Source organism: Pseudomonas sp. NPDC088429, assembly GCF_044753305.1.
GTDB classification, from domain to species: Bacteria; Pseudomonadota; Gammaproteobacteria; order Pseudomonadales; family Pseudomonadaceae; genus Aquipseudomonas; species Aquipseudomonas rustica.
Genome location: NZ_JBIVMX010000004.1, coordinates 71,813 through 98,244, shown reverse-complemented (window position 1 = coordinate 98,244; position 26,432 = coordinate 71,813). Strand labels below are relative to the sequence as shown.

Annotated in this window: 21 protein-coding genes; 9 read left to right on the top strand and 12 right to left on the bottom strand. The window is 57.9% G+C overall.

Annotation, left to right across the window (positions count from 1 at the left end):
* The first annotated feature begins 154 nt into the window (after nt 1–154).
* Nucleotides 155–2,788, top strand: coding sequence for an excinuclease ABC subunit A (locus ACIP66_RS04340; protein WP_400645746.1), 2,634 nt, complete (start codon nt 155–157; stop codon nt 2,786–2,788).
* A 107-nt stretch (nt 2,789–2,895) separates the two neighbouring features.
* On the opposite strand, the gene ACIP66_RS04335 is transcribed toward ACIP66_RS04340, so the two are convergent.
* Genes ACIP66_RS04335 through ACIP66_RS04310 form a run of 6 tightly spaced genes read right to left on the bottom strand, consistent with a single transcriptional unit; the run spans nt 2,896 to nt 8,322 of the window.
* A complete protein-coding gene (locus ACIP66_RS04335; protein ID WP_053120881.1) occupies nt 2,896–4,839 on the bottom strand; it encodes a response regulator in 1,944 nt (647 codons plus the stop codon).
* On the bottom strand, nt 4,829–5,704 hold the full coding sequence (locus tag ACIP66_RS04330) for a sensor histidine kinase (RefSeq protein WP_400645744.1): 876 nt from the start codon (nt 5,702–5,704) through the stop codon (nt 4,829–4,831). The genes ACIP66_RS04335 and ACIP66_RS04330 overlap by 11 nt, the downstream gene beginning before the upstream one ends.
* Entirely contained in the window at nt 5,697–6,707 is a 1,011-nt protein-coding gene (locus ACIP66_RS04325) for an ATP-binding protein (RefSeq protein ID WP_400645978.1), read from the bottom strand. Before ACIP66_RS04325 ends, ACIP66_RS04330 begins: the two co-directional genes overlap by 8 nt.
* Nucleotides 6,704–7,108, bottom strand: a complete 405-nt coding sequence (locus tag ACIP66_RS04320; protein ID WP_003225570.1) for an anti-sigma regulatory factor — start codon at nt 7,106–7,108, stop codon at nt 6,704–6,706. Before ACIP66_RS04320 ends, ACIP66_RS04325 begins: the two co-directional genes overlap by 4 nt.
* Nucleotides 7,105–7,467, bottom strand: coding sequence for an STAS domain-containing protein (locus ACIP66_RS04315; RefSeq protein WP_034155679.1), 363 nt, complete (start codon nt 7,465–7,467; stop codon nt 7,105–7,107). Before ACIP66_RS04315 ends, ACIP66_RS04320 begins: the two co-directional genes overlap by 4 nt.
* A 3-nt stretch (nt 7,468–7,470) precedes the next feature.
* Nucleotides 7,471–8,322, bottom strand: a complete 852-nt coding sequence (locus ACIP66_RS04310; RefSeq protein WP_400645740.1) for an STAS domain-containing protein — start codon at nt 8,320–8,322, stop codon at nt 7,471–7,473.
* A 252-nt stretch (nt 8,323–8,574) separates the two neighbouring features.
* On the opposite strand from ACIP66_RS04310, the gene ACIP66_RS04305 reads away from it, so the two are divergent.
* Nucleotides 8,575–8,844: a hypothetical protein gene (locus ACIP66_RS04305; protein ID WP_053120874.1), complete on the top strand. Its 270-nt coding sequence runs from the start codon at nt 8,575–8,577 to the stop codon at nt 8,842–8,844.
* A gap of 302 nt (nt 8,845–9,146) precedes the next feature.
* On the opposite strand, the gene ACIP66_RS04300 is transcribed toward ACIP66_RS04305, so the two are convergent.
* Nucleotides 9,147–9,668: a DUF4142 domain-containing protein gene (locus ACIP66_RS04300; RefSeq protein ID WP_212544525.1), complete on the bottom strand. Its 522-nt coding sequence runs from the start codon at nt 9,666–9,668 to the stop codon at nt 9,147–9,149.
* Between the two features lie 206 nt (nt 9,669–9,874).
* Here ACIP66_RS04300 and ACIP66_RS04295 point away from each other — a divergent pair, with 206 nt between their 5' ends.
* Both ACIP66_RS04295 and ACIP66_RS04290 read left to right on the top strand, forming a co-directional pair.
* On the top strand, nt 9,875–10,117 hold the full coding sequence (locus ACIP66_RS04295) for a YdcH family protein (RefSeq protein ID WP_053120870.1): 243 nt from the start codon (nt 9,875–9,877) through the stop codon (nt 10,115–10,117).
* A gap of 109 nt (nt 10,118–10,226) precedes the next feature.
* Nucleotides 10,227–10,391, top strand: coding sequence for a hypothetical protein (locus tag ACIP66_RS04290; protein WP_007912545.1), 165 nt, complete (start codon nt 10,227–10,229; stop codon nt 10,389–10,391).
* 108 nt (nt 10,392–10,499) lie between these two features.
* Here ACIP66_RS04290 and ACIP66_RS04285 read toward each other — a convergent pair whose 3' ends face one another.
* From ACIP66_RS04285 to ACIP66_RS04275, 3 genes are all read right to left on the bottom strand, one after another.
* Nucleotides 10,500–11,516, bottom strand: a complete 1,017-nt coding sequence (locus ACIP66_RS04285; RefSeq protein ID WP_400645975.1) for an SMP-30/gluconolactonase/LRE family protein — start codon at nt 11,514–11,516, stop codon at nt 10,500–10,502.
* Between the two features lie 56 nt (nt 11,517–11,572).
* On the bottom strand, nt 11,573–12,718 hold the full coding sequence (locus ACIP66_RS04280; protein WP_400645736.1) for an SRPBCC family protein: 1,146 nt from the start codon (nt 12,716–12,718) through the stop codon (nt 11,573–11,575).
* Nucleotides 12,719–12,830: 112 nt separating this feature from the next.
* Entirely contained in the window at nt 12,831–13,694 is an 864-nt protein-coding gene (locus tag ACIP66_RS04275; RefSeq protein ID WP_053120866.1) for a LysR family transcriptional regulator, read from the bottom strand.
* A gap of 392 nt (nt 13,695–14,086) precedes the next feature.
* On the opposite strand from ACIP66_RS04275, the gene ACIP66_RS04270 reads away from it, so the two are divergent.
* Both ACIP66_RS04270 and ACIP66_RS04265 read left to right on the top strand, forming a co-directional pair.
* Nucleotides 14,087–14,563, top strand: a complete 477-nt coding sequence (locus tag ACIP66_RS04270) for an antitoxin Xre/MbcA/ParS toxin-binding domain-containing protein (protein WP_053120865.1) — start codon at nt 14,087–14,089, stop codon at nt 14,561–14,563.
* The gene (locus ACIP66_RS04265; protein ID WP_053120862.1) at nt 14,560–15,063 is read left to right on the top strand and encodes an RES family NAD+ phosphorylase; all 504 of its coding nucleotides are present in this window, start codon (nt 14,560–14,562) and stop codon (nt 15,061–15,063) included. The genes ACIP66_RS04270 and ACIP66_RS04265 overlap by 4 nt, the downstream gene beginning before the upstream one ends.
* Before the next feature lie 72 nt (nt 15,064–15,135).
* Here the strand turns inward: ACIP66_RS04265 and ACIP66_RS04260 are convergent, their stop codons facing one another.
* Nucleotides 15,136–15,453: an SCP2 sterol-binding domain-containing protein gene (locus ACIP66_RS04260; protein WP_053120860.1), complete on the bottom strand. Its 318-nt coding sequence runs from the start codon at nt 15,451–15,453 to the stop codon at nt 15,136–15,138.
* Nucleotides 15,454–15,517: 64 nt separating this feature from the next.
* Nucleotides 15,518–16,228 carry a histidine phosphatase family protein gene (locus tag ACIP66_RS04255; RefSeq protein ID WP_400645731.1) on the bottom strand — a complete coding sequence of 237 codons (711 nt, stop codon included), beginning with the start codon at nt 16,226–16,228 and terminating at the stop codon, nt 15,518–15,520.
* Between the two features lie 204 nt (nt 16,229–16,432).
* Here ACIP66_RS04255 and sohB point away from each other — a divergent pair, with 204 nt between their 5' ends.
* From sohB to ACIP66_RS04240, 3 genes are all read left to right on the top strand, one after another.
* On the top strand, nt 16,433–17,464 hold the full coding sequence (sohB, locus tag ACIP66_RS04250) for a protease SohB (RefSeq protein ID WP_400645729.1): 1,032 nt from the start codon (nt 16,433–16,435) through the stop codon (nt 17,462–17,464).
* Nucleotides 17,465–17,671: 207 nt separating this feature from the next.
* On the top strand, nt 17,672–21,529 hold the full coding sequence (locus tag ACIP66_RS04245; RefSeq protein WP_400645726.1) for a dermonecrotic toxin domain-containing protein: 3,858 nt from the start codon (nt 17,672–17,674) through the stop codon (nt 21,527–21,529).
* Complete coding sequence (locus ACIP66_RS04240; RefSeq protein WP_400645723.1) at nt 21,526–26,370, top strand: NEL-type E3 ubiquitin ligase domain-containing protein; 4,845 nt, start codon at nt 21,526–21,528, stop codon at nt 26,368–26,370. The genes ACIP66_RS04245 and ACIP66_RS04240 overlap by 4 nt, the downstream gene beginning before the upstream one ends.
* Nucleotides 26,371–26,432: the final 62 nt, after the last annotated feature.

Sequence of the window (26,432 nt, the reverse complement as noted above, 5' to 3'; positions counted from 1 at the left end):
GTCGTAAACCCTGAGAATGCGGTTCAACTGGAAAAATGCAGGGGAGTGCTTCGCACTCCAACGGGGATAAATCCCCTCACCACAATGAACTCCGCAATCAATGAGGCCTCATTAGTCATAGACGTTTTTTCTGTTCTTCGATCAAGGCCCGCCAATGACTTCCAAGCGTAATTCGAAAGCGCCCGCCGGCATGGTTCGTGTGCGAGGCGCGCGTGAACACAACCTGAAGAACGTCGACATCGACATCCCCCGCGATGCGCTAGTGGTGTTCACCGGCGTGTCCGGCTCGGGCAAATCCTCGCTGGCATTCTCGACCTTGTACGCCGAAGCCCAGCGCCGCTACTTCGAATCCGTTGCACCCTACGCGAGAAGGCTGATCGATCAGGTTGGCGTGCCCGATGTCGATTCAATCGAAGGTCTACCGCCCGCCGTGGCCCTGCAACAACAGCGCGGCACGCCAAGCACGCGGTCTTCAGTGGGCAGCGTGACCACATTGTCGAGCCTGATCCGCATGCTCTATTCGCGCGCCGGCAGTTACCCGCCGGGGCAGGCGATGCTGTACGCCGAAGACTTTTCGCCGAACACCCCGCAGGGTGCGTGCCCGGACTGCCATGGCCTCGGCCGGGTCTATGAAGTCACCGAAGCGCTGATGGTGCCCGATCCGAACCTGACCATCCGCCAGCGCGCCGTGGCGTCCTGGCCGCTGGCGTGGCAAGGGCAGAACCTGCGCGACATCCTCGTGACCATGGGCATCGACGTCGACATTCCGTGGAAGAAACTGCCGAAAAAGCAGCGCGACTGGATTCTCTTCACCGAGGAAACCCCGACCGTGCCGGTGTACGCCGGGCTGACCCCGGAAGAAACCCGCGTCGCCCTCAAGCGCAAAATGGATCCGAGCTACCAGGGCACCTTCACCGGCGCGCGTCGCTACATCCTGCACACGTTCACCCATTCGCAAAGTGCACTGATGAAGAAGCGTGTTTCGCAATTCATGCTCGGCAGTCCATGCCCGTTATGTGACGGCAAACGCCTTAAGCGTGAGGCGTTGTCGGTGACCTTTGCCGGGTACGACATTGGTGAGTTGTCGCAGATGCCGTTGTTGCAAGTGGCGGAAGTGTTGAAGCCTGTGGCGGCGCAGAGTTATCTGCAGCACGCCGAAGAAACCGGCGAAACCCTGAGCCATGCGCAAACCCGCGAGGCTCGTCAGCAAAGGGTGGCCCACGGCGGCAGTGGTCACGCGAGTGCGCCGGACGTGCGACACACGCCGAACCTGTCGCTGGAGAAGCGTCTGGCGGCGCAGCGCATTGCCGAGGATCTACTGGAGCGGGTCAGCACCCTGACCGATCTCGGTCTCGGTTATCTGGCGCTGGAGCGCAGCACGCCGACGTTGTCGTCCGGTGAGCTGCAACGCTTGCGCCTGGCGACACAATTGGGCTCGCAGTTATTCGGCGTGATCTATGTGCTCGATGAACCTTCTGCCGGTTTGCATCCAGCGGATGGCGAGGCGCTGTTCGAAGCTTTGCAGCGGCTGAAGGCGGACGGCAACACGCTGTTCGTGGTCGAGCATGATCTGGAAACCATGCGCCGCGCTGACTGGTTGATCGACGTAGGCCCGGCGGCGGGCGAGAAGGGCGGGCAGGTTTTGTACAGCGGCCCTCCGGCGGGATTGGCCGATATTAAAGAGTCGCAAACCCGCGCTTATCTGTTTGCTGAAACCCAGCGACAAACTCGCGCTGCGCGCAAGCCGACGGCGTGGCTGAAACTTGATGGCATCACCCGCAATAACCTCAACAACCTCAGTGCTGAATTTCCCTTGGGCTGTTTTACCTCGGTCACCGGTGTCTCCGGCTCGGGAAAATCGAGTCTGGTCAGTCAGGCATTGCTCGAACTGGTCGGCGCGCAACTGGGGCGGCCGACGGTTGAAAGCGAAGCGGAAGAACTAAGCCTCGAAGACGATGCGCCGCAGGTCAGCAGCGGCCAGGTCACGGCTGGACTGGAATCGATCAAACGGCTGGTGCAAGTTGATCAGAAACCCATCGGCCGCACACCGCGCTCCAATCTGGCGACCTACACCGGGCTGTTCGACAACGTGCGCAAGCTGTTCGCCGCCACCCCCGAGGCGCGCTCGGCGGGGTACGACGCCGGGCAGTTCTCCTTTAACGTCGCCAAGGGCCGTTGCGCCACGTGCGAGGGTGAAGGCTTTGTCAGTGTGGAATTGTTGTTTATGCCCAGCGTGTATGCGCCGTGCCCGACCTGTCATGGCGCGCGGTACAACCCGCAGACGCTGGCGGTGCTGTGGGAGGGCTTGAGCATCGCGCAGGTGCTGCAATTGACGGTCGATGAGGCGGTGACGGTGTTTGCCGGGCAGCCGGGGATTCGTCGTTCGCTGGAAGTGCTGCGCGATATTGGCCTGGGATATTTGCGCCTCGGGCAACCGGCCACAGAGTTGTCCGGCGGTGAAGCACAGCGGATCAAACTGGCCACCGAGTTGCAACGCAATCAACGCGGCGCGACGTTGTATGTGCTCGATGAACCGACCACAGGATTGCATCCGCGCGATGTTGACCGGTTGCTGGAACAACTGGATACGCTGGTGACGGCGGGTCATACGGTGATTGTGGTCGAGCACGAAATGCGCGTGGTCGAGCAGAGTGACTGGGTGATCGACATCGGCCCGGGGGCGGGCGATCAGGGCGGCAGGATTGTGGTGGCGGGCACGCCGCAGAAGGTTGCGGCGAGCAAGAAGAGCAAGACTGCGCCGTTTTTGGCCCGTGCTTTGACCCGGTAGGTTTACTAGCCGGGCTGGCCTCTTCGCGAGCAAGCTCAGCTCCTACAACGGTTCCGAGTACACCGCAGAACACTGTAGGAGCCGAGCTTGCTCGCGAAAGGGGTCTGTCAGGCGCCGTCGAGGGTGCGGCGGACTTTGTCGAGCAGTTCGCTGATCTGGAATGGTTTGACTAGCATGTCCATGCCAGTCCCGAGAAACACCTGCCGATTGATCGCCGTTTCCGCATACCCGGTCATAAACAGGATCGGCAAACCCTCACGCCAGCCCCGCGCCACATCCGCCAGTTCCCGCCCGCTCATGCGCGGTAAACCGACATCCGTCAGCAGCAGATTGATCGACGCATCGTTCTGCAATCGCTCCAGCGCCGTTTCGATATCCGCCGCTTGGGTGCAGCGATAACCGGCATCCTCCAGCACTTCAGTGACAAACATCCGCACCGACGGCATGTCCTCGACGATCAGCACATGCTCACCGGTGCCCTGCGGATCGACCACTGGTGCCGGAATGTCAGCACCGGTCGGATCGCTGGTCGCCGGCAACATGATTGTCACCTCGGTACCGCGTCGCGCCACGCTGCGAATGTGCGCATCGCCGCCGGACTGGCGGGCGAAACCGTAAATCGTCGACAGCCCCAACCCTGTGCCCTGGCCCAGCGGTTTGGTGGTGAAGAACGGATCGAAAACCTTGTCGATCACATTGTGCTCGATGCCCGTGCCGTCATCGCGCACCGACAGGGCGACGTAAGCGCCATCGGCCAGGTTCGGATCGCCATGGGAATAAGCGGCGTAAGTGTTGACCCAGACATTACCGCCCGACGGCAGCGCATCGCGGGCGTTGATCACCAGATTGAGCACCGCACTTTCCAGCTGCACCGGGTCGACCAGCGCGATCGCCGGTTTGCTGGTCAGCTCAAGCTTGAGGTTGATGCGTTCGCCGATGGTGCGGGTCAGCAGTTCTTCCAGTGAACGCACATGCTCGTTGATGTCCACCGGCCGCGTGTCCAGCGGTTGCTGACGGGCGAAGGCCAGCAAGCGATGGGTGAGGGCGGCGGCGCTCATTGCCGAGTTCAGTGCCGCTTTGGCGTAGAACTGCACCTTTTCCGGTCGATCGTCAGCCACGCGTTTCTGAATCAATTCCAGGCTGGTGATGATGCCGGTCAGCAGGTTGTTGAAGTCGTGGGCGATGCCGCCGGTGAGTTTGCCCAGCGCATCCATTTTCTGCACTTGCAGCAGTTGCGATTCGGCACGCACACGCTCGGCGACTTCCTTGGCCAGTTGCGTGGTGGTGTCGTCCAGTCGCGCCAGGTGCGAGCGTTCGCGATGACGGTGTTCGGTGACGTCTTCGACGAACACCAGGCTCAGCTCCGGCGTACGGTACGGCGAAATCTGCCATTCAGTCTCGCGAAGCTCACCGAGCACGCGCATGTTCAGCGTGCCTTTCCAGCGTTCGCCATCGACCAGGCGCAGGCGCAGTTCGTTGAGGATTGCGCTTTGATCGTCGGCGAAGCATTCGCGCAGGGTTTGCGGATCCTGATTGTCGAGAATCAGTTGGGCGAAGGCGTGATTACATTCATGCACTTTCAAATGCGCATCAAGCACCGCAATCGGTGCCGAGACGTTGGCGAAAATCTCGCGGAATCGCGCCTCGCTCTCACGCAATGCGTTTTCGGTGTCGCGCACCCGCAGCAGCGTGCGCAGGGTCGCGAGTAACACGTCCGGGTCGACCGGGTGAATCAAGTAAGCATCGGCGCCGGCATCAAGGCCGGTGATGATATCGCCGGTCTGGATCGAGGCGGCGGACACGTGGATCACTGGCAGCAACGCGGTGCGCGCATCGGCACGCAAGATGCGCACAATGTCGAAACCGCTCATGTCCGGCAGGTTGACGTCGAGGATCAGCGCATCCAGCGGTTCGCTCTCGATCAGCGCCAGCCCGTCAGTCCCGGTGCCGGCCTCCAGCACTTGGTAGTCGTGGCGTTCCAGGCGCCGGCGCAGGGCGTAGCGGGTGGCGACGTTGTCGTCGACGATCAACAGGCGGATGTCACGTTTCATCGACGTTCTCCAGAGCGATCGCCAGCGGAATGATCACGAAGAAGGTCGAACCGACCCCCGGCGTGCTTTCCAGCCCGACTTCACCGCCCAACAGGGCCGCGAAGCGTTTACACAAGGACAGTCCCAGCCCGGTGCCGCGCAGACGCTTCTGCAACGGTGAGTCGACTTGGGAAAAGTCCTCGAACAATGCGCCATGCAGCTCTGGAGCGATACCGATACCGGTGTCGCTGACGGCAAAGCGCACTTTGTCGATGCCTTCGAGCCGCGCCGACACCCGCACTTCGCCACGGGTGGTGAACTTCAGCGAGTTGGAAATGAAGTTGCGCAGGATCTGCGCGAGTTTCTTGTCATCGGTGTACAGGCGCGGCAGGCCGATCGGTTCTTCGAAGATCAGATCGACCGCCGAGGCATCGACAATCGGCCGGAACATCCCGCGCAGTGCCGAGAACAGGTCGAACATGTCGAACCACGCCGGGGAAATGGTGATGCGCCCGGCCTCGATTTTCGCCAGATCGAGCAAGTCATCGACCATGTCGCTGAGCTCGCGAGCGGCAGTGCTGACGAACGCGACCTGTTTGTGCTGCTCAGGGCTGAGCGGGCCGTCGAGTTCATCGGCGAGCAGACTGTTAATACTCAGGATCGAGCCCAGCGGCGTGCGGAATTCGTGGCTCATGTACGACAGAAAACGGCTCTTCAAGTCCGAGGCCTGGCGCAGCTCCTCAGCCTGAGTGTCGAGTTCGGCATACAGGGCCAGCACGCCCTGATTGGTTTCATCGAGCTCTTCGCGCAGGGCCGCGGTTTCGCTCTGCAACTGCGCAATCAGAGCGGCCTGTTCGGCGCTGTTGAGAATCGGCGACTCAGCCATGGGCGGCCTCCAGGGCAACGACCAGCACCGTTACATCGTCGCGCCCGCGACAGAAGTCGCGGTGCAGGACGCTGGCTATCACGGCGGGATGGCGGTGCACCAGGCCGGGGTAGTCTTGAAGGTTCCAACGGGACTGCAAGCCGTCGCTGTACATGATCAATAGATGTCCGTTCACGTGAGCATAGTCAAAGGGTCGGGCTTTTCGGTATTGCACACCGACAATGCCTGGGTGCGAGGCCAGCCCGCGGGATTTGTCGGCGGAGATCAGGCTGGCGCCAATGTTGCCGACGCCGGCAAAGGTCAGCCTGTCGCGTCCGGCATCGAACTGGGCAAACGCGACGGCGCCACCACGGCTGCCGATCATGTCGCGGTGCATATCTTCCATCAGCATGACCGGTTCGGCGAAGGGTGTCAGGGCAAAGGTTTCGGCGCCTGCAAGGCCGGCGCGTTCGGCTTCTTCGCCATGGCCCAGACCGTCGATGATCAACGCACTGATGTTGCCGTCCTCATAGGCCAGGTGCCAGACGTCGCCACACGCGGGATCGTTGTGCAGCGAGTGCTGGCTGACACCGAAGCGAATGTCAGGCGCCCGGTCAGCGCGCGGATACAGTCGCGCCAACAGCACGGCGCCACGGTTATCGGCGTACACATCAAACACTTCGGCCTGGCGGGAAATCGAGCCGAGACCGATGCCTTGGGTGCCGCCGGTGGAAAATCCGTCGGCCAGGCAAGCCTCCAGATCAAAGCCCTGGGCGCGGTCCACGGCGAGCATTTCGATGCCGAAACCATCAGGGCGCGGCAACACCCGCAGGTGCATTTCACCGTGAGTGGCGTGCTTGAGCACGTTGCTCGCCAACTCAGTCGCCACCAGTGCAACGCGTCCGGCATCACGCTCATCGAAGCCATGCCGTTCGGCCAATTGCTGCGCGGTACGTCGTGCGTAGCCGATCTGGCTGCTGTCCTCGATCGGCAGCACCTGGGTCAGGCTGGAGCGGATATTCATGTCCATCGGGTAATCGTTATTCGAGTGCCTTTGCCGGGTTCGGTGTCGAGTTCGAACTCTTCGACCAGTCGTTTAGCGCCGGTCAGGCCCAGCCCCATGCCGCTGCCGGAGGTCCAGCCATCGGTCATCGCCAGTTTGATATCGGCGATGCCCGGGCCTTCGTCGCGGAAGGTCAGGCGCAGACCGACCTTGTGATCCTCGTCGAGAATCTGCCAGTCCATGTCGCCGCCACCACCGTAGACCATGGTGTTACGCGCCAGCTCGCTGACCGCCGTGACCATTTTGGTCAGGTCGATCAGGCGCATGCCGCACTCGGTGGCGAGCTTGCGCGCGGTCTGACGCGCGAGTACCACGTCTTGCTCGATATGGATCGGTTGAGTACCGCTACTGCGTACGGTCATTGTTGCAATACTCGTTCTCGCAGCAGTTTCATCCCTCGCTCGACGTTCAGCGCCGTGCTCACGCCGGGCAAGGTCATGCCGAGTTCAACCAGGGTGATCGCGACGGCCGGCTGCATGCCGACCAACACGGTTTCGGCGTCCATGATTTTCGACAGACCGGAAATCGTGCCGATCATCCGGCCGATGAACGAGTCGACCATGTCCAGCGCCGAGATGTCGATCAACACCCCGCGCGCCGAGGTTTTGCTGATGCGCTCGGACAAATCGTCCTGCAGGGTGAGGGCGAGCTGGTCGTGCATGTCGACCTGAATCGTCACCAGCAGGAAGTCGCCCATTTGTAGGATCGGGATACGTTCCATTGTTTAAGCCGTTTTGACGAAGGTGGTACCCAAACGGGTCAGCGCCAGTTTCAGCGCATCGGCCAGATTGGCTTTGGTCACCACGCCTTGCAGGTCGAGGCCAAGGTGCACGATGGTTTGCGCGATTTGCGGACGCACGCCGCTGATAATGCAGTCAGCGCCCATCAGGCGGATCGCGGTCACGGTTTTCAGCAGGTGTTGCGCAACCAGGGTGTCGACGGTTGGCACGCCGGTGATGTCGATGATGGCGATTTCCGAGCCGGTATCGACGATGCGCTGCAGCAGCGATTCCATCACCACCTGCGTGCGCTGCGAATCGAGGGTGCCGATCATCGGCAGTGCCAACACGCCGTCCCACAGCTTGACCACCGGGGTCGAAAGCTCCAGCAGTTCTTCCTGCTGACGCTTGATCACCGCTTCACGGGATTTCTGGAAGGTGCGGATGGTGTGCATGCCGAACGCGTCGAGCAGCTCGGAGATTTCCCAGAGTTGTTCGGCGAGCAGCGCCGGTTGTTCTTTGTAGTGAGCTTGCAGCAGGTTAAACAGCGGGCCTTTGAGGGCGAAAATGAAGCTGGCGGTTTGTTGCGAGTCCTGGCCGAGCAGGGCGCGACTGTGCGACAGCTTTTCGAGGAACTGGCGGGTGGCTTCCCAGCCCGGCGTGGCGATGTTGGTGCCGTTGTCGTTCTCGAGCCCGCTGACCACCAGTTGCAGAAATTCGGAGGTTTGTTGCTGCAGGTCGTGTTCTTTCAGATTGCGCGTGGAACCGCTGGCTTGCAGGCCGTTGATCCATTCGCTCAGCAGTTGCGTTTGCTTGTTTTTCATCGCATCGAGTGTGCTGTTCTGCAGTGCTGCCATGTGCCTGTTGCTCCGTAACGAATTTGGGGCCGATTCGATAAAAATTGATCGGCGCGAAGACATCGACATTTGCCGTTCTAAATAGTTGTTCGATCCCGCCAGGATATTTTTGATCTGGCGCAACGAACGCCCCGGTAACTCTAGTCGGCGTGACGGGGAGTGGAGATGTTTTGAACGTTGACGTGGTGCAGGCTTCGAATCTTCAAGGCCCGGCTGGTTTCAGTCGCGCTTGCTTTGACGAACGAGGTGATTATGAACGAGCAAACCAATCCGCAACAGAATCAATCCTCCGAACCAATCAACCGTAACGATCCGGCGATCGATCCGCAAGTGCCGGGGCAGCCTGCGCCGACGCAGCAGCAGGGTGAGGACGGTCAGGCGCAAAGCGCCGATCCGGCGGTGGATCAGAAGAACAAGCATACGGACAATGACAACGAGTTCAGCCCGGGGTTTGAGCCTAAGCCGGATCGTGCGGAGCCCGGGGAGGAGACGGATGCGGATATTGATACGGATGGGGGTTGAGGTTGGGCGTAAATGATGAGGCCGCATCTTTTGGATGCGGCTTTTTTATTCGCTTGGATACGGTGGTGTTGTCTGTATCGATCCCCCTCACCCCAGCCCTCTCCCCCAAGGGGTAGAGGGGGAAGGGAGCCGATCTTTGTGTTGTTCAAAATCTGAGTTCGACTCTGGATTTCGATACTTGAACCTGAGTTAGCGTCTGGATCATGAGTTCAATGCAGACCTTTCAGGTCGACGTACCTCGAACATTCAACTCGGTCGGCCCCCTCTCCCTGCGAGAGAGGGCTGGGGTGAGGGTAAAGCCTTTACTTGCTAGGATGCTTGGCCTGCAGCTCTTTCGCCGCCGCCAGATGTTTCTCCAGCCCCGGCAACATTTTCTGCGCAAACGCTTTCAATTCAGTCGCGCCCTTGACCTTGTCATCCGTCACGGTATTCGCCTGTTTCTTGAACAGCTCAATGGTCTCTTCGTGCGCCTTCACCTGATTGTTGGCGTAGGCCGCATCAAACGACTCATCACGCATGTCGAGGATTTTTTCCTTGGCCTGTTTGACCAGCGTCGTGGTGTCCGGCACTTCGATATCGTGGGCCTTGGCAATGCTCGCCAGCTCATCGTTAGCCTTGCCATGGTCAGTGATCATCATGTTGGCAAACGCTTTGATGTCGGCCGATGAGCTCTTTTCCAGGGCCAGGCGACTCGCTTCGATTTCAGCGATACCACCGGCGGCGGCGTTATCGACGAAGTCATTGTCGGTCGCGGCGAAAGCGCTGCCCATACCGGTGCTCAAAGCGACAGCCAAAAACAGATGACGCAAGTTGAATCCGTCCATTGGTGTATCTCCACGCAGGTTTTTGTTGGTGATACTCAATGGAGGCAGCGCGACGTTTAAAGGTTTTATCGCATTTGCGACAGGGCGACGAACGGGCACCGCTGGTCTGACAGGTGGTCGACAGAACGCCCCAACCGAGGCCATTCTGATAACTGGCCAGCGCAATCGGTCGCGCGGGCCAGCCGATCAATTGACGGAGGTGTTCCATGCCGGTGACTCATGACTTGTTACAGGATTTGAAGCTTACGAAGGAAGAGATCCAGCAAAAACGCACCGCGGATCCACATCTGGACGCACTGATCAACAAGTATTCCCAGGCAGACGCCGATGTAGTCAAGGCCGAGACGGCGACCTCGGATGCGCCCAGCGATGACACGCTGAAAAAACTCAAAGAGAAACGCTTGCAGGTCAAAGACAAGATTGTCGAGCAATTGCAGGCGCGATCCTGAAGGCGGGTTGATCCGCCGACCATCGGTTGCGGATTGACTGGAACGACAGCCCCGACCGGCACCTCGAATGTTCAGAGTCTTCAATCATCGACTCTTTGCGAGGTGCCTTATGAACGATCCCAAATTCCCCAGTGAAGAGCAGGGCGCTTTTGACCCGGTTCCGACGCATCCTGAGCCGAATAGCCCGGCGCACACGACGGCTAATCCGGAAGAGCCGGATGAGGATTTGCCGGAAGACGAAGATCCCGACAAATTCGATAAATCCAGTAACTGACTGACGCCTTCGCGGGCAAGCCTTGCTCCTACAGATGATTGCAATTCAACTGTAGGAGCAAGGCTTGCCCGCGAAGGCGTCTATCTATTCAACAAAAATCCACCAGATTCACTTCAACGCCGCATCCAACGACATCCGCGCCATATGCGTCGCCTTCAACGACCCAAAATACAACCACTGCCCATACTCCCTAACCGTGGTAATCGGCGAATAATTGCCATCGCTGGCGTCCTGCAAATTGGCAATCACCTTGCCGTCCAGATCCAGCCCCAGCACAAACCCGCGCTTGTCCACCGGCGCCGGCATCAGCTTCAACGCCCGCACGATCATCTTGCGCAGGAACGGATGCCCCGCCGTGGCGTCCAGCAGCGTATTGCGCGGCGCATACAGCGCTACCCAAAACCGGTCACGGCCATTGAACGCGAGGTTGTCCGGCAGCCCCGGCAGATTATCGATAAACAGGTCGTGAGTCCCGGCTTTCGGCCCGGTCAGCCAATAGCGGCTGATGCGATAAGCCCCGGTTTCATTGACCAGCACATAGGCGTCGTCCGGGCCGAGGGTCACGCCGTTGGCGAACTCCAGTTTGTCCAGCAACACGCTGGTCTTGCCGGTTTGAAAGTCATAGCGCAGCAAACGCCCGTCGCCGCCGTGCTCGATGATCGCCTCGCCGTCATGGCCGTAACCCCAACGGCTGCTCGCATCGCTGAAATAGGCGAAATGCCCGGGCGCATCGATCGCCACATCATCGGTGAAACCGAAGGCCAAGCCATTGGCGGCGGTGGTCAGCGGGATCAATTGCCCTTGCGCATCCAGCGACAGCAAGCCTTTCACCCCGTCGGCAATGACCAGCATGCCGTTCGGATGCCGAGCCAATCCCAGCGGACGCCCGCCGGTATCGGCCAGCACTTGGCGCTGCGTGCCATCGAGGCTGGTGCGGATCAGTCGGCCGTCATGCAGGCCGGTGATCAGGAAATCCTCCTCCAGCAACAGCGCCTCCGGGCCTTCGATATCGCTCGGCCCGACTTGCGCTGCGCCTTTGAGTTTCTGGTTCTCGGCGTAGGGGCCTTCTTTCAGCGATGGCGCGGGCTGCGGCGACCAGGCGACTGGTTCGATTTTGGTCGGCATCAGCAGTAAATATCCGATGACGATGACGAGCAGTAACAACACAACGTGCCGCACCTTCACGCGCTGGCCCTCGCCGAGTCCAGGTGCTGAGCGGCCATGTCGCGCAAGGCCAACATCGACGCCGCCGATTCGCGATCAATCCGGCGTTTGAGCAGCAGGTGATTGGCGATGCGCATGCCCAAACCTTCAAAGCGATAATCCAGCGTGCGCACAAACCGCGTGCCGTTACCTTCGGCCGCGCACTCATACGTCAGCAGCAACGACAAGCCATGATCGCCCTGAGCCCGCGCGCACCAGCGGCGGCCCGGCAGGTATTCGGTGACCTCCCAGCGCAAATGCCCTGCGCGACCTCCGGCATGAATATCCTCTTCGAAACGCGAGCCGGCATGCAGCGGGCCGTGTGCACCGTCGATCTTCAGCGATGACGGATGCCACTCCGGCCAGCGGTTAACGCTGGCGGCGTAGGCGAGCACGGCAATCGGCTCACCGGCGATATCGATCTGGTGCTGCAGGCGGGTCATGGGCATTGTCGAATAGCTCAAAGGGGCGGGTTCCGACTCCCAGTAAAGGGTGCCGAACAGGTAGTCCATCAGCGGGAAAACGATATTGAAATTACGTTCCTGCATGCGTTCGCGACGATGATGCAACTCGTGCAAACGGCGCATCTGCCGGATCCACGGCAAGCGTGTCAGCGGGTTGTTTGGCGGCAGGTGTTCGCAGGCGTGGAACACTTCGTAAGTCAGGTAACCGAGCACCATGCACCCGGCGAAGAGCCCGGCGACATTGGCGTTCACCTGCGCGATCAGCCACCACAGCGGCAGGGTGATCAGCAGCGTGTGAATGACGATCAGCCATGCCGGGAACAGAATCACCCGCCAGTCGCGGGCGCTGTCATAGGTCATGTGGCCGGGGGTGAAGAAGCTGTGATGATCGCCGGCATGCCGGGCGTAGAACATCTTCGCGAAGGCTTTTTTATGGTGGCCGAGAAGGCGATGAACCATGTACACGCCGAAGTTGAACAGCAACAAGCTCAACGGCACGGTGAGCCATTCCAGCGGCCGCACTTGCTGCACGGTGCCCCAGAACCCGGCGATGGCCAGCACGCCGAACAGCAGCACGAAAACCCCGTGCAGCCACGGGTTGTAGCGCGGATGAATGGCAGCACGGTAGCGGCTGCGAAATGCCTCGGTGGTCTGCCTCACTGCGTTCACCTGCGGGTATCGTTGTTATACCCGGCAGCGTAGCCGATCCGGCCGTTTGTGCAGGCCGAACCTTGAGGTCACATGCGCCATGCTTCGGTGTAAAACGGCTGGATCAGCTCAGTGGGTTCCAGCGTTGCGACCAGTCGTCATCGGTGTGGATCACCTCGCGCAGCAGGTCGAAGGCCTGTTGCAACGTCGCCGAGTCGCGATCGCGTGAATACACCAGATACGTCGGGTAGCTGAACTCCGGGGCTTTGGTCACCGCTTCCAGCGCGCCGCTTTCCAGATACGTGCGCACCACGCGGGTACGGAAATAGCCGCTGCCGCCGTGTTCGAGGATGTATTGCAGGGCCAGTGGGCCGAGGTTGAAACTCAGCGCGGCTTTGGCTTTTTCCGGCAAGGCGGCGTCGTGCTGACGACGGAAATCCGGGCCCCAGTCGATGTAAACGTAGGGATCGGGACGCTCGGGTGCGCGTACCAGAATCAGTTTCTCTTCCAGCACTTGTTCGACCTGTAACCCCGGCCAGTATTCCGGCTGATAGACCAGCGCGGCGTCAAGAACGCCGAGTTCGAGCTGCCGCAGCAGGTTTTCACCGTCGCGAATTTCCATGCGCAGGGCATGCCCGGGGATTTTCTCGCGCAGTTCAGCGGCCCAACTGAGCATCAGCGGATTGCACAGGCTGACTTCGCCACCGATGTGCAACACGTTGTGCAGGCCTTCGGGGAGCGGTAGATCACGACGCGCGGCTTCCCAGGTTTGCACCAGTTGATTGGCATAGACCACGAACGCTTCGCCGTTGGGCGTCAGTTTTGCCCCGGCGCGGTTGCGCACGAACAGCGTACTGCCCAGTTGGCTTTCGAGTTTTTGCACGCGGGCGGTGATCGCTGTTTGTGTGACGAACAGCTTCTGCGCAGCGGCGGCGAGACTGCCGTGGCGGACGATTTCGAGAAAGGTGCGAGCGAGGTCGATGTCCATGGGCGGGCCGGTTTGGGAGGTCGGCGTATTGTAAGGGCAAAAGCCCCTCACCCTAACTCTCTCCCAGGGGGAGAGGGGACTGATCTGATCAGGGTCAGCGTTTCCCGATGATTACTGGCGTGCGTGCGTATTGACCGCCAGTAACGTCCTACGGATGCCGGAGTGTTTTTCGCAAATACCGGGATATTTCCGACAACTGTTTCAGGTTGGTCGTCGGACGCCTGTTCTATAACATCGAACGTGACATTGAAGTCGCTTACGGCTCGGACGTTCGGGCCCCTGACAACGGATGGATTATGCAAAACATACACGTTGAAAACGACGCAGCGCGTTATCACCCTCGCTATTTTTGGCGCGATGTTCGAGCCAGGTGCCCCTCGGAGGCCAATGCGATGTCCACTGCTAAACCGCTTCGGTTTACGGGGCTGAAGCGGGTCGAAGGCAAACCTGTCGACGTACTCTTGCGCGGCAGGGAGTGGGGTGAAGACCCTATGTTTATCATCCGGTACACGCAGCAAGGTTTTGAACTGCAGGACGTCGTCAATCTGATCGCCACCTCTGAGCTTTACCAGGAGGGTGAGCTTGTTCAGATGATCACCGGCAAATCCATCCGAACCGTGCGGCGCTTGCTCAAAGACAGCAAACCCTTCCTGCTCAGCCAGCAACAAAGCATGGTTGCCTTTCAATATGCCCATGTGCTGGAAGTTGCCACCGAGGTATTCGACGGTCAGGCGGAGGCCGAAGAATGGTTGCGCAAGCCGACCAAATGGCTCAACGGCTACAAACCGATTGAACTGGTCGAGAATCCTTTCGGTTATCAAGTGGTCGACGCCTACCTGCACCGGACAAAATACGGGGTTTATCAATGAACCCGCTGCCTTGGGATGATCGCTGGTTTGCCTGGCGTGTCGACCCGGAAGCCTACAAATGCACGTGGAGCAGTGGCATTGGCTCCGAGCGTAAGGGGGGACGCTGGAACCGTCCGGGACGGCGTGTTGTATACGCGTCAGTCGATCCGTCCACGGCCATTCTCGAAGTGGCGGCACACGGCAGTTTTAATCGTCTGGATACAAAACCCCATGTCCTTACGTGCTTTGAGATATCCGATCAGGCCCTGGTTCGGGTCGTCCAGCCGGAAGAATTGCCGAATCCCTACTGGATGAGTCCTGCACGGACTTCACCGAATCAGCAAGATTTTGCCGATGCGTTACTCGCCGAACACCCTTTCTTGCTGGTGCCCTCGGCGGCGACCCGGCACTCATGGAATTTGCTGGTGAGCTGCGAGTTGGCCGAAGGGCAGTTCCGCATGATCTCGCAGGAGCGTTTCGGCCTGGATACCCGATTGTTGGAAGAGTTGGCGCTGAACTGACCATTTCTCCAACTCATGAACGCAAAAATCCCGCCACAAAGGGCGGGATTTTTGTGTCGCTGAACGCTGCTATTAAGCAGGGAACAGTTCGGACAGTTTCATCGACAGCATCATGTCGCCTTCAACGCGCAGCTTGCCGCCCATGAAAGCCTGCATGCCGTCGGTTTCGCCGCTGACGATACCTTTCAGGGTTTCGCTGTCCAGCACCAGCGTGCAGTTGGCGTCCGGGTTTTCGCCTTCCTGGATGTCGCAGGTGCCGTCTTTGACGATCAGCGAGTATTGCTTGTCTTCGTCAGTGATGTTGAAACCGAAGACCAGATCCAGACCGGCAGCAGCGGCTGGGTTGAACTTGGCTTGCATTGCTTTTACGGCATCAGCTACGGAGGTCATGATTCGATCCTTTTTTTGGTCATAGGAGCTGGGTGGTTACAGCAAGGGTGACAGTCATCCGGACTCAGCGAAAAGTGATGAGTTCCGGGGCCTTCAGCAGTTGCAGATGTGCGTGACTGTTGAAGGAAGCCAGTGCCACCTCGCGGCCGCGGAATTTCAGCTGGCTGAGCGAGGTGTTGACGATTTGCCAATTCAGTTCGAAGGCCTGTCTGGCAGGCATTTGTGTAATGAGGTGGAGCAGGGCAGTGATGGTGCCGCCGGAAGTGAACACGGCGATTTTCTGGTTTTTGTCCGCCAGATCGAGAATGCGATGCAGCCCGCCCTGAACCCGCTCGACAAACCCCAGCCAGCTTTCCAGCCCCGGCGTGTCGTACGTGCCAGCCAGCCAGCGCTCGATGATCAGGGCAAAAATACGCTGGAACTCGCCACGGTTTTGCGCGGCATTACGCAGGATGTCGAGCGCTTCCGGTTCGTCTTCGAGCATCGCCGGGAGCAGGGCGCGGATCACCGCGTCGGCATCGAACTCGTTAAACGCGGCATCGGTTTCCAGCGTTGGCACATTGAGGCCTTTAGCGCTGAACTGTTCCAGTGCGCTGGTGGCCGTGTGTTGCTGACGACGCAGGTCTCCGGCAATGCAACGATCAAAGCTGATCCCCAGTTCAGCGAGGTGCTGACCGAGGATATCTGCCTGGCGTACACCGGTCGGCGACAGGACGTCATAGTCGTCTGCACCAAAGGAGGCCTGGCCATGTCGAATCAGATAGATGCTGCCCACGTCCGCGTCATCCCGGTACGTTGAAGGTTTGGCGAGGTTATGAGGATGACGGAGAGCTGTCAATGAAAAAACATACGCTTGTTTGAAATGCCCGTTACAGGCGTGTTGCCAGAGGTTTCACGGCTGGCCGACGAGCCGGCGCATGGGTATGCTGGCGTCATCCCGCGTGTGTTTCGCATCCGCGCATTGTTTTAAGGAGTCTCTGTGGAGTTTTTCACCGAATACGCCAGTTTCCTGGCCAAGACCGTTACTTTGGTGATCGCCATTCTGGTGGTGCTCGCCAGTTTTGCCGCGTTGCGCAGCAAGGGCCGGCGCAAATCGGCCGGTCAGTTGCAGGTCAGCAAACTTAATGATTTCTATAAGGGCCTGCGTGAACGCCTGGAGCAGACATTGCTCGACAAGGATCAGCTCAAGGCGCTGCGCAAGGGCCAGGCCAAAGCCGAGAAAACCGAGAAGAAGCAGAAGAACAAACCTGACGCCAAAGCGCGGGTGTTTGTGCTGGATTTCGACGGCGATATCAAAGCCTCGGCTACCGAAAGCCTGCGTCATGAAATCACTGCACTGTTGACTCTCGCGACACCGAAAGACGAAGTCGTCCTGCGTCTCGAAAGCGGCGGCGGCATGGTGCACAGCTATGGTCTGGCGTCCTCGCAGCTGGCGCGTATCCGCGAAGCCGGCGTGCCGCTGACCGTGTGCATCGATAAGGTGGCCGCGAGTGGCGGTTACATGATGGCGTGCATTGGCGAGAAGATTATCAGCGCGCCGTTTGCGATCCTCGGCTCGATTGGTGTGGTCGCGCAGTTGCCCAACGTCAACCGGCTGCTGAAGAAGCACGACATCGATTTCGAAGTGCTGACCGCCGGCGAATACAAACGCACCCTGACCGTGTTTGGCGAAAACACCGAGAAGGGCCGCGAGAAATTCCAGGAAGACCTCGACATCACTCACCAACTGTTCAAGAACTTCGTGGCACGCTATCGCCCGCAACTGGCGATCGACGAAGTCGCCACTGGTGAAGTCTGGCTCGGTGTGGCAGCGCTGGACAAACAGCTGGTCGACGAACTCAAGACCAGTGACGAGTATCTCGCTGAACGCGCGAAGAAGTCCGAGGTTTATCACCTGCATTACACCGAGCGTAAGAGCCTGCAAGAGCGCATCGGCATGGCGGCCAGCGGTTCGGTCGATCGCGTGTTGCTGAGCTGGTGGAGTCGTTTGACCCAACAACGCTTCTGGTAATTAGCGGCTCGTCCGCAAAGATCGCAGCCTGCGGCAGCGCCTACAGATATCCCCATGTAGGAGCTGCCGCAGGCTGCGATCTTTTGATCTTGAACACCCATCCCCCCTAGCGAAATTTCCTCGCCCATCGCGGAAACGTCCTGCATTTTTCTCGCCGCGCACCCTATAGGCTGATAACTCCTATAGCGATGCAAAGGATTGCAGAGAATGACGGAAAACGGAAAAAACCGCCGGCTCAGACATGAACAATGGGCCTCGGAACTGGAAACAGCGCTGCCACGCAGTGCTACCCGCTTCACCCGTAACTTGATCGAGAATCGCTGGGGCAAGGACATTGCCCCGACGACGTCACAACTGGCGTATTTGCAATATGATTTTCGTGGTTATCCCTCGCTCAATGGCATTCATCAAGGCCGTCTGATCAGAACGGAAAGCCTGCTACAGGCGGCCATGACCAACCAACAAACGGTCGGCGCCGGGCGTTTTGGCGAGACCGTCTTTGGCCTGTACACCCCGCCACCGGTAGGGCCAGAAATAGCCATTGCCGAGATCGATGAAACGTCGTTTCCCGGCGGCGGTCATCGCGACTACGAAGGCATCTACCGCCAAACCATCCCCCAGCGCTATGCATCGGATACACAACTGGCGCTGACACCTCATGATTTCAAACGCTGGGTCTGGACGCTGGAGCTGAAGACCCGCTACGGCGACTACGTCAATCAGACCTGGCCATCCGACACAGACATCAATGCAACCGACGGGTATCCATTAAAAACAGGGGTCAAGTCAGCTTATGTCATGGCTGCGTATTTGCAGCATCAAGAACACAGCCTCTCGGACGAGGGACTAAAATTGGCATTGCGCGGTGCCGGGCTGGACGCGCAACAAACCTGGGAAACGCTCACGCTTGAGCAACTGCAAGAGCGATTTGTTGCTTCGCGAGAGATCGAATTCAGTCGATTGCGAATCTACCGATACGACTCGACTGATATCTGGTGCTTCGCTCTGCCTGGTCACGATCGCAGGTTGCTGTATATCCCCGGTAACTCATCACCTTTTCACGAATTCGTCGACCTGCAAGCATTACGACGCTGGGTGGTAGAGGCCGCAGGCACCAGCGAAACAACTCAAGCTTTGGCGGCGCACTACATCGAAGATGAACGGGCCGATGGCATTCTGCACGCCGGTGTTGTCACCGCTTTGCAGGGGATGGCGATGTTCCCTCGCCAGCATCTTCTGACCACGTCTGCCGGTTTTTTCAACAACGATGGTTACTGGGATCCGGCTGAATATATAAACCTGCAGAAAGTCACGGTCGACACAGACCCTTTCGCGCAGATGGTACTCGCGATGAAACAGGCCGCGCTCGACAGCATCGCCACGATCCATGACGATGCCCAGGTCAATCGCGAGCAATTGAGCGCAGTGGTCGAGCCGCTGGTGCAATGGCTCAATCGTTACGGGCCGCTGGCTTTATTGATCCCCGGTGGCGAGGGCTTGCTGGCACTGGCGGGTCTTATCGATGCCGGTTACGGGTTGGCGGAAACGGTTGATGCAACGACCTCAACCGAACGGTCGCAAGGCATCACCCGTACTGTATTCGGTTTGCTGAACGCGCTGCCGCTGTTGACTGCCGGGGCGACTGCGGCCACTGAGCAGGCAAGTATCAAAAGCGTACCGCATGAGCGGGTCATGACACCGGTAGGCTCCGAAGATACCGCCGTGGCGACTGAGTCACCGGTAACCGTGCCCGTTGCCGAGCGCATTGCCCTGATGCGCGGCATCGGGCCAAGCGTCGAGCGATTCAGCCACGACGTTTTGTTGCAGATTCGCCATGTCAGTGGCGTCAGCGACGATGCTCTACGACTGCTTCGTACAGACGGGCGAGCGCCAACACCTATTTTGCAGGACACCATCGACCGTTTTGCGATCGATCAGGATTTGCAACAAGCCGCAGATGCGCTTCCGGAGGGCTCGGTTGAAGCCGGCCAGGTGCAGCACGACAGGGCCGAACTGTTTCGCCAGCGTTATGAAGCCTTGCAGCACTCGGACAATCCGTGGATCCAGCTGTTTCGTCAGCAATACCCAACGCTTCCGAAATGCGCGGTGGAGCAGTTCCTCTACCGTTCCGGGATCGACATCGATGCGCCGCATACCTTGGAGGACATCAAGCGCGTTTTTGCCCGGTTGAGTGACAAGGCGCGCCAGTATGAGCAGCACATCCGAACCTGTCGCGCCTACGAGGGGCTTTATCTTCAGTCGACGAGCAGCGTCGACAACGATGTGCTGGTGCTACACACGCTCGAGCGCTTGTCCGGCTGGCCTTTGCACATGCGAATCGAAGTACTGGAGGGGGGCATCGGCAGCCGGATCGTCGACAGCATCGGACTGCCCTCTGCAACCTTGAAAATACAATTGATCAAGACGCCCAATGTGCCCTTCGAACAGTGCCTGCTCAATGCGTTGACGGCTGAACAGCGCGTGGCAATTGGCTTGCGTATCGAAGATCAACTCGCGGATTTTCAGGCGAAGATCCGCGAAGGTGCGCTCACGCACTCCGAATTGATGATTGGACTGCACCGGATGGATTCCGGGGCGAGTTTTCACTTTTCCGGATTGCGAGGTGGTGGCTTTCCCGCAACCGCACAAAACGCCGAGTTTTCCCGTCAAGTGATGCGGCTTCAGGTCAAAGAGCTCTATCCAGCCATTTCCGATGCCCAGGCGGATGAGTTCCTGAGGATTTTTGGAGACGGTGCACAAATTGAAATAGATCGACTGAGACTGCAAATGGAGCAGTTGGGTGCTGATATCAGCGAGTGGATCGAAGACATCCATTGGGATATCCATGATATGGACGTCGAACTGCTGACCGAAGAGGAGGGGCTGTCGCGGGGCATGGGCCTTGTTGAAATTGAAGACGAAAACGACGCTCGCATCGAAAACCGAATGGATCGGGAGCGAGAGAACCGTTACGAGCTCGCTGATGAACTGATCTCCATTTGGCAAGGGCGTAGCGGCCCGGAGAGCCTGGTATTTGAGAGTGGCCAGTTTGTCGGTTTCCATCTGGACATGGCGTTTGACCCGATGTACAGCCTGCCGCAAATCAACATCAAGTTTCGTGACGTGATATCGCTGTCCATGCCTGGCTTCCATCTTGCTCAGCGGGGCAGTCTCAATGGCTTTCTTGAGTGTTTTCCCAACCTGCGCTGGTTGAACATGAAGGACGTCGATCTGCGTTTGTTCAATGCGCTTGGACAGGAAGTCGGTACATTGCCGCCAGCGATTGGCCAGATGAGTCAGCTGGAGGTGCTCAATCTGCGCTCCACCGGTCTGACGTTGACCGAAACCACGGCGGGGCAAGTTGCCGGGTTGAAGCAGCTGCGCTACATCGATATGAGCGATAACCCGCTAGGCATTCCCCCCTTGTTGGTGGACATGCCGCAATTGCGTCAGATCAATTTACGCGCATCCGGCCTCACGGTAAGTCCCATTGGCATCTTCGACATTCCCTACCTGGAACGTCTGGATTTGCGTGACAACCACTTGCTTCGCATTCCGGAAACTGTTCGAAAACAGTCTGTGGTTGAGGGCAATTTATTGCTCTCGGGTAACCCGCTAATCGACCTGGATAGTTTGCGCTGGGTGGTTGAACATCGACAGCAGACCGGTATTAACGTGTGGCTGGCTGCACCGACGCATACCTTGTATCTGCCAGATTCATGGGTCACCGGATTACGCCCCGAGCGAGCTGTCGAACTCAGCGCGAGTTGGTCGCGGATTGCCTCTCAATCTGGAAGTGAGCGCCTCTTCGGTATTTTCGGAACGATGGCGCGTACTGCAGATTACTTCGTTAACTATGCGCCGTTGCAGAGTCGTGTCTGGCACATGATTGAGGAGATGGATTCATCTAGCGAACTGTGTCGGTACCTGTTTCAGGATTTGCAGTTGTCACCGCCAGAAGGCAGTGACCCATTCACTGATTTTTTACGGATTGAAGAGCGAATCTCCGCGTTTATTCCGTCTCCAGTCAGAAGGGCGCCGATCGATGGGGGGGCACAATCATGACGGTCAATACGATACCGGGTGTCGCAATGACACCTCACGAGCAAGGCGTTTTCTTCGAATTCTTCAAGAGCGCGGAGTTACCGGCGTGGTTCACGCTAAGCAGTTCTGCACAACGAAAAGCACTGTATGACACGTTGATCGCCAGTTTTGCCTCTAAAGACAAGGCGCGCAACGTATTCGAGAAACTGCAAGACCCCGATCGTTTTGTCACCGTAAAGTTAACGCGGGCATTGTCCGAAAAACTCAAGGAGTCACTGGATATCACGGGTGGCGTTTTTCAGCACGTCAGATCTACATCCAGCCTGCTGGGACTGAGGCGCAAGCTAGTTCTTCCATTAGCCAGGGATCTCGTGCGGGCAGCCTGCGAAAACTTCACATCAGGCGAAACAACCGCCGATAACTATCATGCTGACTCGCTGATTTACTTGCCAGAACACATCCCCGGGCAAGGCAACCGTGTTTTGCCAATAAAACCCCATGAGTTTGCGCTTTTATGTCGAAACCAGGATTTTGGAAAGCAATATCAGGAACATCTGACGCAGATATTTGAGAGCGATCCGCTGGCGCAAAAAGCCTGCGTGACTCATTCGCGACGCAGTCTTGAAGTCGATATGCAGCTTTCTCTGATGAAACAGTACATCTCGGCAGATACCCATCAGCGATTACGGGGCGCTTTGGCGCAAAGTGACGCTGACGGGTTCTCTCAGGAGGTATTCAGTTTTCACTCCCTCAAGTTGCTGGACTGCACCATCTACGGGGTGATGGTTCTTCAGCTGAAAACTGATGACAAACGCTGGATCCTCTACCTCCCGGGTAATCGTGAGCAACCCCTTGAGGAGTTTGCAGATTTTTTTAGGCTGGAGGTTCGACTAAGCGCTCGGTTCTGGCTTCCGGAATTCCTTGAGTACTTTTTACGATTCGTTGCACTGGAGGAGCAAGTCGTTTTTCGTACCGAGATAAAAGCGCGTCTGCTTGAGCCATCCAATGCATCTCCCTTGCCCAAAAAAGCGACCGTTTTACGACTCACCACCCAGGACATGAACGGGGACGGATTGACTGGTCTTTTTCTACACCGCCTTGCATTGGTCAAGAGCAACGCGCGCCGGTTGGTGGTGCCGACAGGCGATGAAGATGAGAAAGAGCGACTGGCTCGGCTTGAAACCTACGAAACGGTAGGCATTGATCTGGCACTGTTTGCGGCGTCATTTATTCCGGGGGTCGGTGAAGTTCTGCTGGCGGTCACCGCATTCCAGTTACTGCAAGGTGTTTACCTCGGTATCGAAAGCTGGGTGCAAGGCGACCAGGAACAGGCGACTGAGTATTTCTTCGACACAATGGAGAACCTGATCCTCGCTACGGTGCTCGCCGGGGGGCAGGCCGGTATCTCCGCCGCGTATAAAACCCTCAAGAGCGACGGGGTAATTGCGCGGCTCCGTCAAATCAAAATGTCCAGCGGAAAAATGCGATTGTGGGATCCGGACATAGCACCCTATCGTCAGACGATCGCCTTACCCTCCTGGCTGAAAACCGATGAAATGGGCCTGCGTCGGCTGGCGGGACAAGCCTATTTGAAACTGGGATCTTATCTGTATGCCGTGCGCCCGCAACTCGATACTGAAATGTGGGAACTCCAGCCTCCCTCGCGACTGCCGAACGAGTACGCACCTCTGCTTGAAACCAATGGTTCCGGCGCTTGGCGTCATGATGCCGAGCTACCGCAGGAATGGGATCGCCTGACGCTGCTGAGGCGTCTTGGTTACAGCGAGGCGCAACTGGATGATGCTTTGATAATGGAGGCAATGACCGCTAGCGGCGTGCATGAAAATGAATTGCGTCAGGCAATCCTCGAGCTCCGGAGCCCGCCCGCAGCATTGAACGATACCGTACAACGGTTCAATGCCGATCTGTATGTGAACAGCTTTATCACGCAGATGAAAACGCTGCAGACGGCTTTGCAGGCAGATCTAGAACTGCAGCTTTATCTGCTGACATCCCTGCCACGGTGGCCCGCGCATACGGCATTGAACATGACCGATTTTACTGGGCAGACACTCAAAAGCTTTTCATCGGGAGCGGCAGTTACCCGATATATCAAAGTGAGTCGCGACGCTTTCAGTAAAGGTTATTTCTACCGCGATGTGCTGGTGGCTCTTAAAGAGTCGGAGCGCGACCATCTGCTCTCGGCTGTCAGTGCCGCTGAAGGGGGGGAAGAGGCTCTGCGTCAGATAGTGCTTGAGCACGCCATCGACAACAATTTCAATCTGATCCAAATTATTTATGAACGTAACAGGCCTACATTGAGCCAACAGTCTGCATTGCTGGTGGATCTGTTTCCTGACTTGCCTGGTGCTTTTGCCAATGAGTTGGTGTGGTATGCCGATGCTCATGAGCTACTTGAGTTGGAGGCGGGGCATGTGCCGCTTCGCCAGGCCGAGGAGGCTCGGCGCTATTTGCAGGTGGTGCGCGAAAACCGCGCTTTCGAAGGTTTTTACCTCGATGCTGCAAGTACAACAGACACTGGCCGACTGGTGTTGGATGCACTGGAAAATCTTCCCGGGTGGAGCGCTGGCATTCACGTTCAGATACTTGATGGCACGCGAACAGAGGATGTGCTGGCTGAACTCGGGAATGAATCAGCAAGAGAGCATTTTCAGATTCTCGCCCATGGGTATGCCTACGAGGTGCTGGACAAAAAGTTCGAACGCGTCACCTTGCTGCCGGGGCGGACACGTGAGCATTTCTTTCAGGCTCTCTGGCAAGGCTTGTCACCGAACCGCCGCACAGCTTTGGGCGTCGCCGGCGCCGATGGCGCCACAACGTTGCGGGAGAAAATCACCACAATGGCCCTTCAGCGGCGCGAGTTTGCTCATCTGGCGTTGAGCAATTCGCCCATCCGCCATGGTTACAAATCACCAATGCGTCTGGCCGATCGTGTTCAACAAAAACCTTTGCGCCAAGCGTCCGTTGGAAACAGGATCAGTGCCGGCACTACTGTACTGCAGCAAAGAGCACAGGAGCTTTATCCGGCGTATTCCCATGAACAGATCAATCAGTTTCTCCAGCGTCTGGGTGACGACGAGCTGATGGTACTTAGACGACTCGAGCAGCTACGGGTGGAATTTTTCAATCTGCGTGAAACGCTACAGAGATGGGTGGTGCGTGATAGCTGGTATCAAGGGCCAGATGCGCCGCGAGTCAAGGTGACTAAACTGGCCAGGTTTCGCATCGCGATTCAGATCATTCGATGCTGGCGTCGAGAAACGCCGCGGATGTTAACGCTGGACGGAGGCCTCTATGAGCTGTCTTTGCCGGCGCTGCTGATCGGCGATCTACCTCACCTGACGGCTGATTTCAGCCACGTTGGCGCGCTGATCATGGATCGAGTGACCACTGGAACGGGCCTCAGCGGGTTTCTCGCAGGATTCAGCAACGTACGCGTCCTGTCCCTAATTGGCACCGAACTGACGCGTCTTCCAGCCGCCATCAGCGAGATGAAAAGCCTTGAAACACTGGATCTGAGTGAAAACCGCATTCATCTGACAGAGCTGTCGGTGGGGCAGTTGGCAGGAATGAGCTCATTAAAGCGCCTGGAACTCAGTTTCAATCCCGACCTGGGTCGTTGTCCCGATGTCTCCCGTCTGCCTTTACTCGAACACCTTGGTCTGCGTAATACGGGAATCAACGAATGGCCAAACGGTACGGCGGGACTGCCGAATTTGCGGACACTGGATTTGCGCGACAATCAGATTGAATACGTCCCGCCAAACGTACTGGTCAACGCCGACCTTCTGAATCGCGGGACTGATATACGCGGAAACCCTCTTTCCGAAGACTCTCTGAATCGTCTTTCGAAATACCAGCAACTCAACGAAATCAGTCTCGGGCTCCTCCAGGCAGGGCAATCGGATCTGGTTGCGCGGGTATTGCTCGATGTTTCCATGAGCTCGATCTGGCTGACAGGTGTAACCGAAGAGTTGCTAGTGAGCCGGCGTAGCCTGTGGCGCGCATTGTTCCTGCAACCAAATTCCAGATGTTTCTTCGCCTTGCTGATCCGCCTGCAATACACCGTTGATTATCGCGTGGCATTTAACAATCTGCGTGAGCGAGTCTGGGGCGTTATTGAATCAGCCTCCCAAGACACAGCATTGCGCAGATCGCTGTTTCGTATAGCCGAAAAGGATGCCCGCAGCATTGATGATTGCTCATTGCTGTTCAGTGACCTGGCCGTTACCGTTCTGTGTTACCGAGCCTTGGGCGCTGCACAAGTGGGTAATGTCCTGCTGGAACGTCAGTTTGTGCGCTTGTTGCGCAGCCTGTTTCGTTTGCGATTAGTCGAGAAGCTGGCCTATAAGCACGTCATTGCCCTTCAGAAAATACAATCGGTGACGAATGAAGAAGCCGGGCAAATCAGTTTTGTGCTTCGAATGAGGCTGGCTCAACGCCTTGATCTTCTTGGCCAGCCCACTGCTATCAACGAGCGCCTGGACGTGGACGTTTCCACGCAAACGGCTGATGAAGTTTATCGGCAGGTCATTCAAGCGGAGCAGGGGACGGAGTTGTTGGACTCGCTCAGGACCCATCCCGTCTGGGGTGAATACCTGGAGAGGGCCTACAGCGAATTGTTCGACGAAATAGAAACAGGTTCCAGGCTCGCATTGCTAGAACTTGACCGTTTAACGCATTTGAGCCGAGAGCAGCTTTCATTTCGGATGGCCGCCATAGCCGAGAATAACGGCAATCTACGTAAGGCGCTGTTCAATCGATTGACTCAAGCTGCGCTGGATCGTTTTACAGCTCATTTGGCACCTGTTGAAGTACCAACGTTCGGGCCTGCTGACTAGCCCATATCAAACAACAGGCAATAAAAAATCTGAAACCGGATCAGCTCCGGTTTCAGATTCGG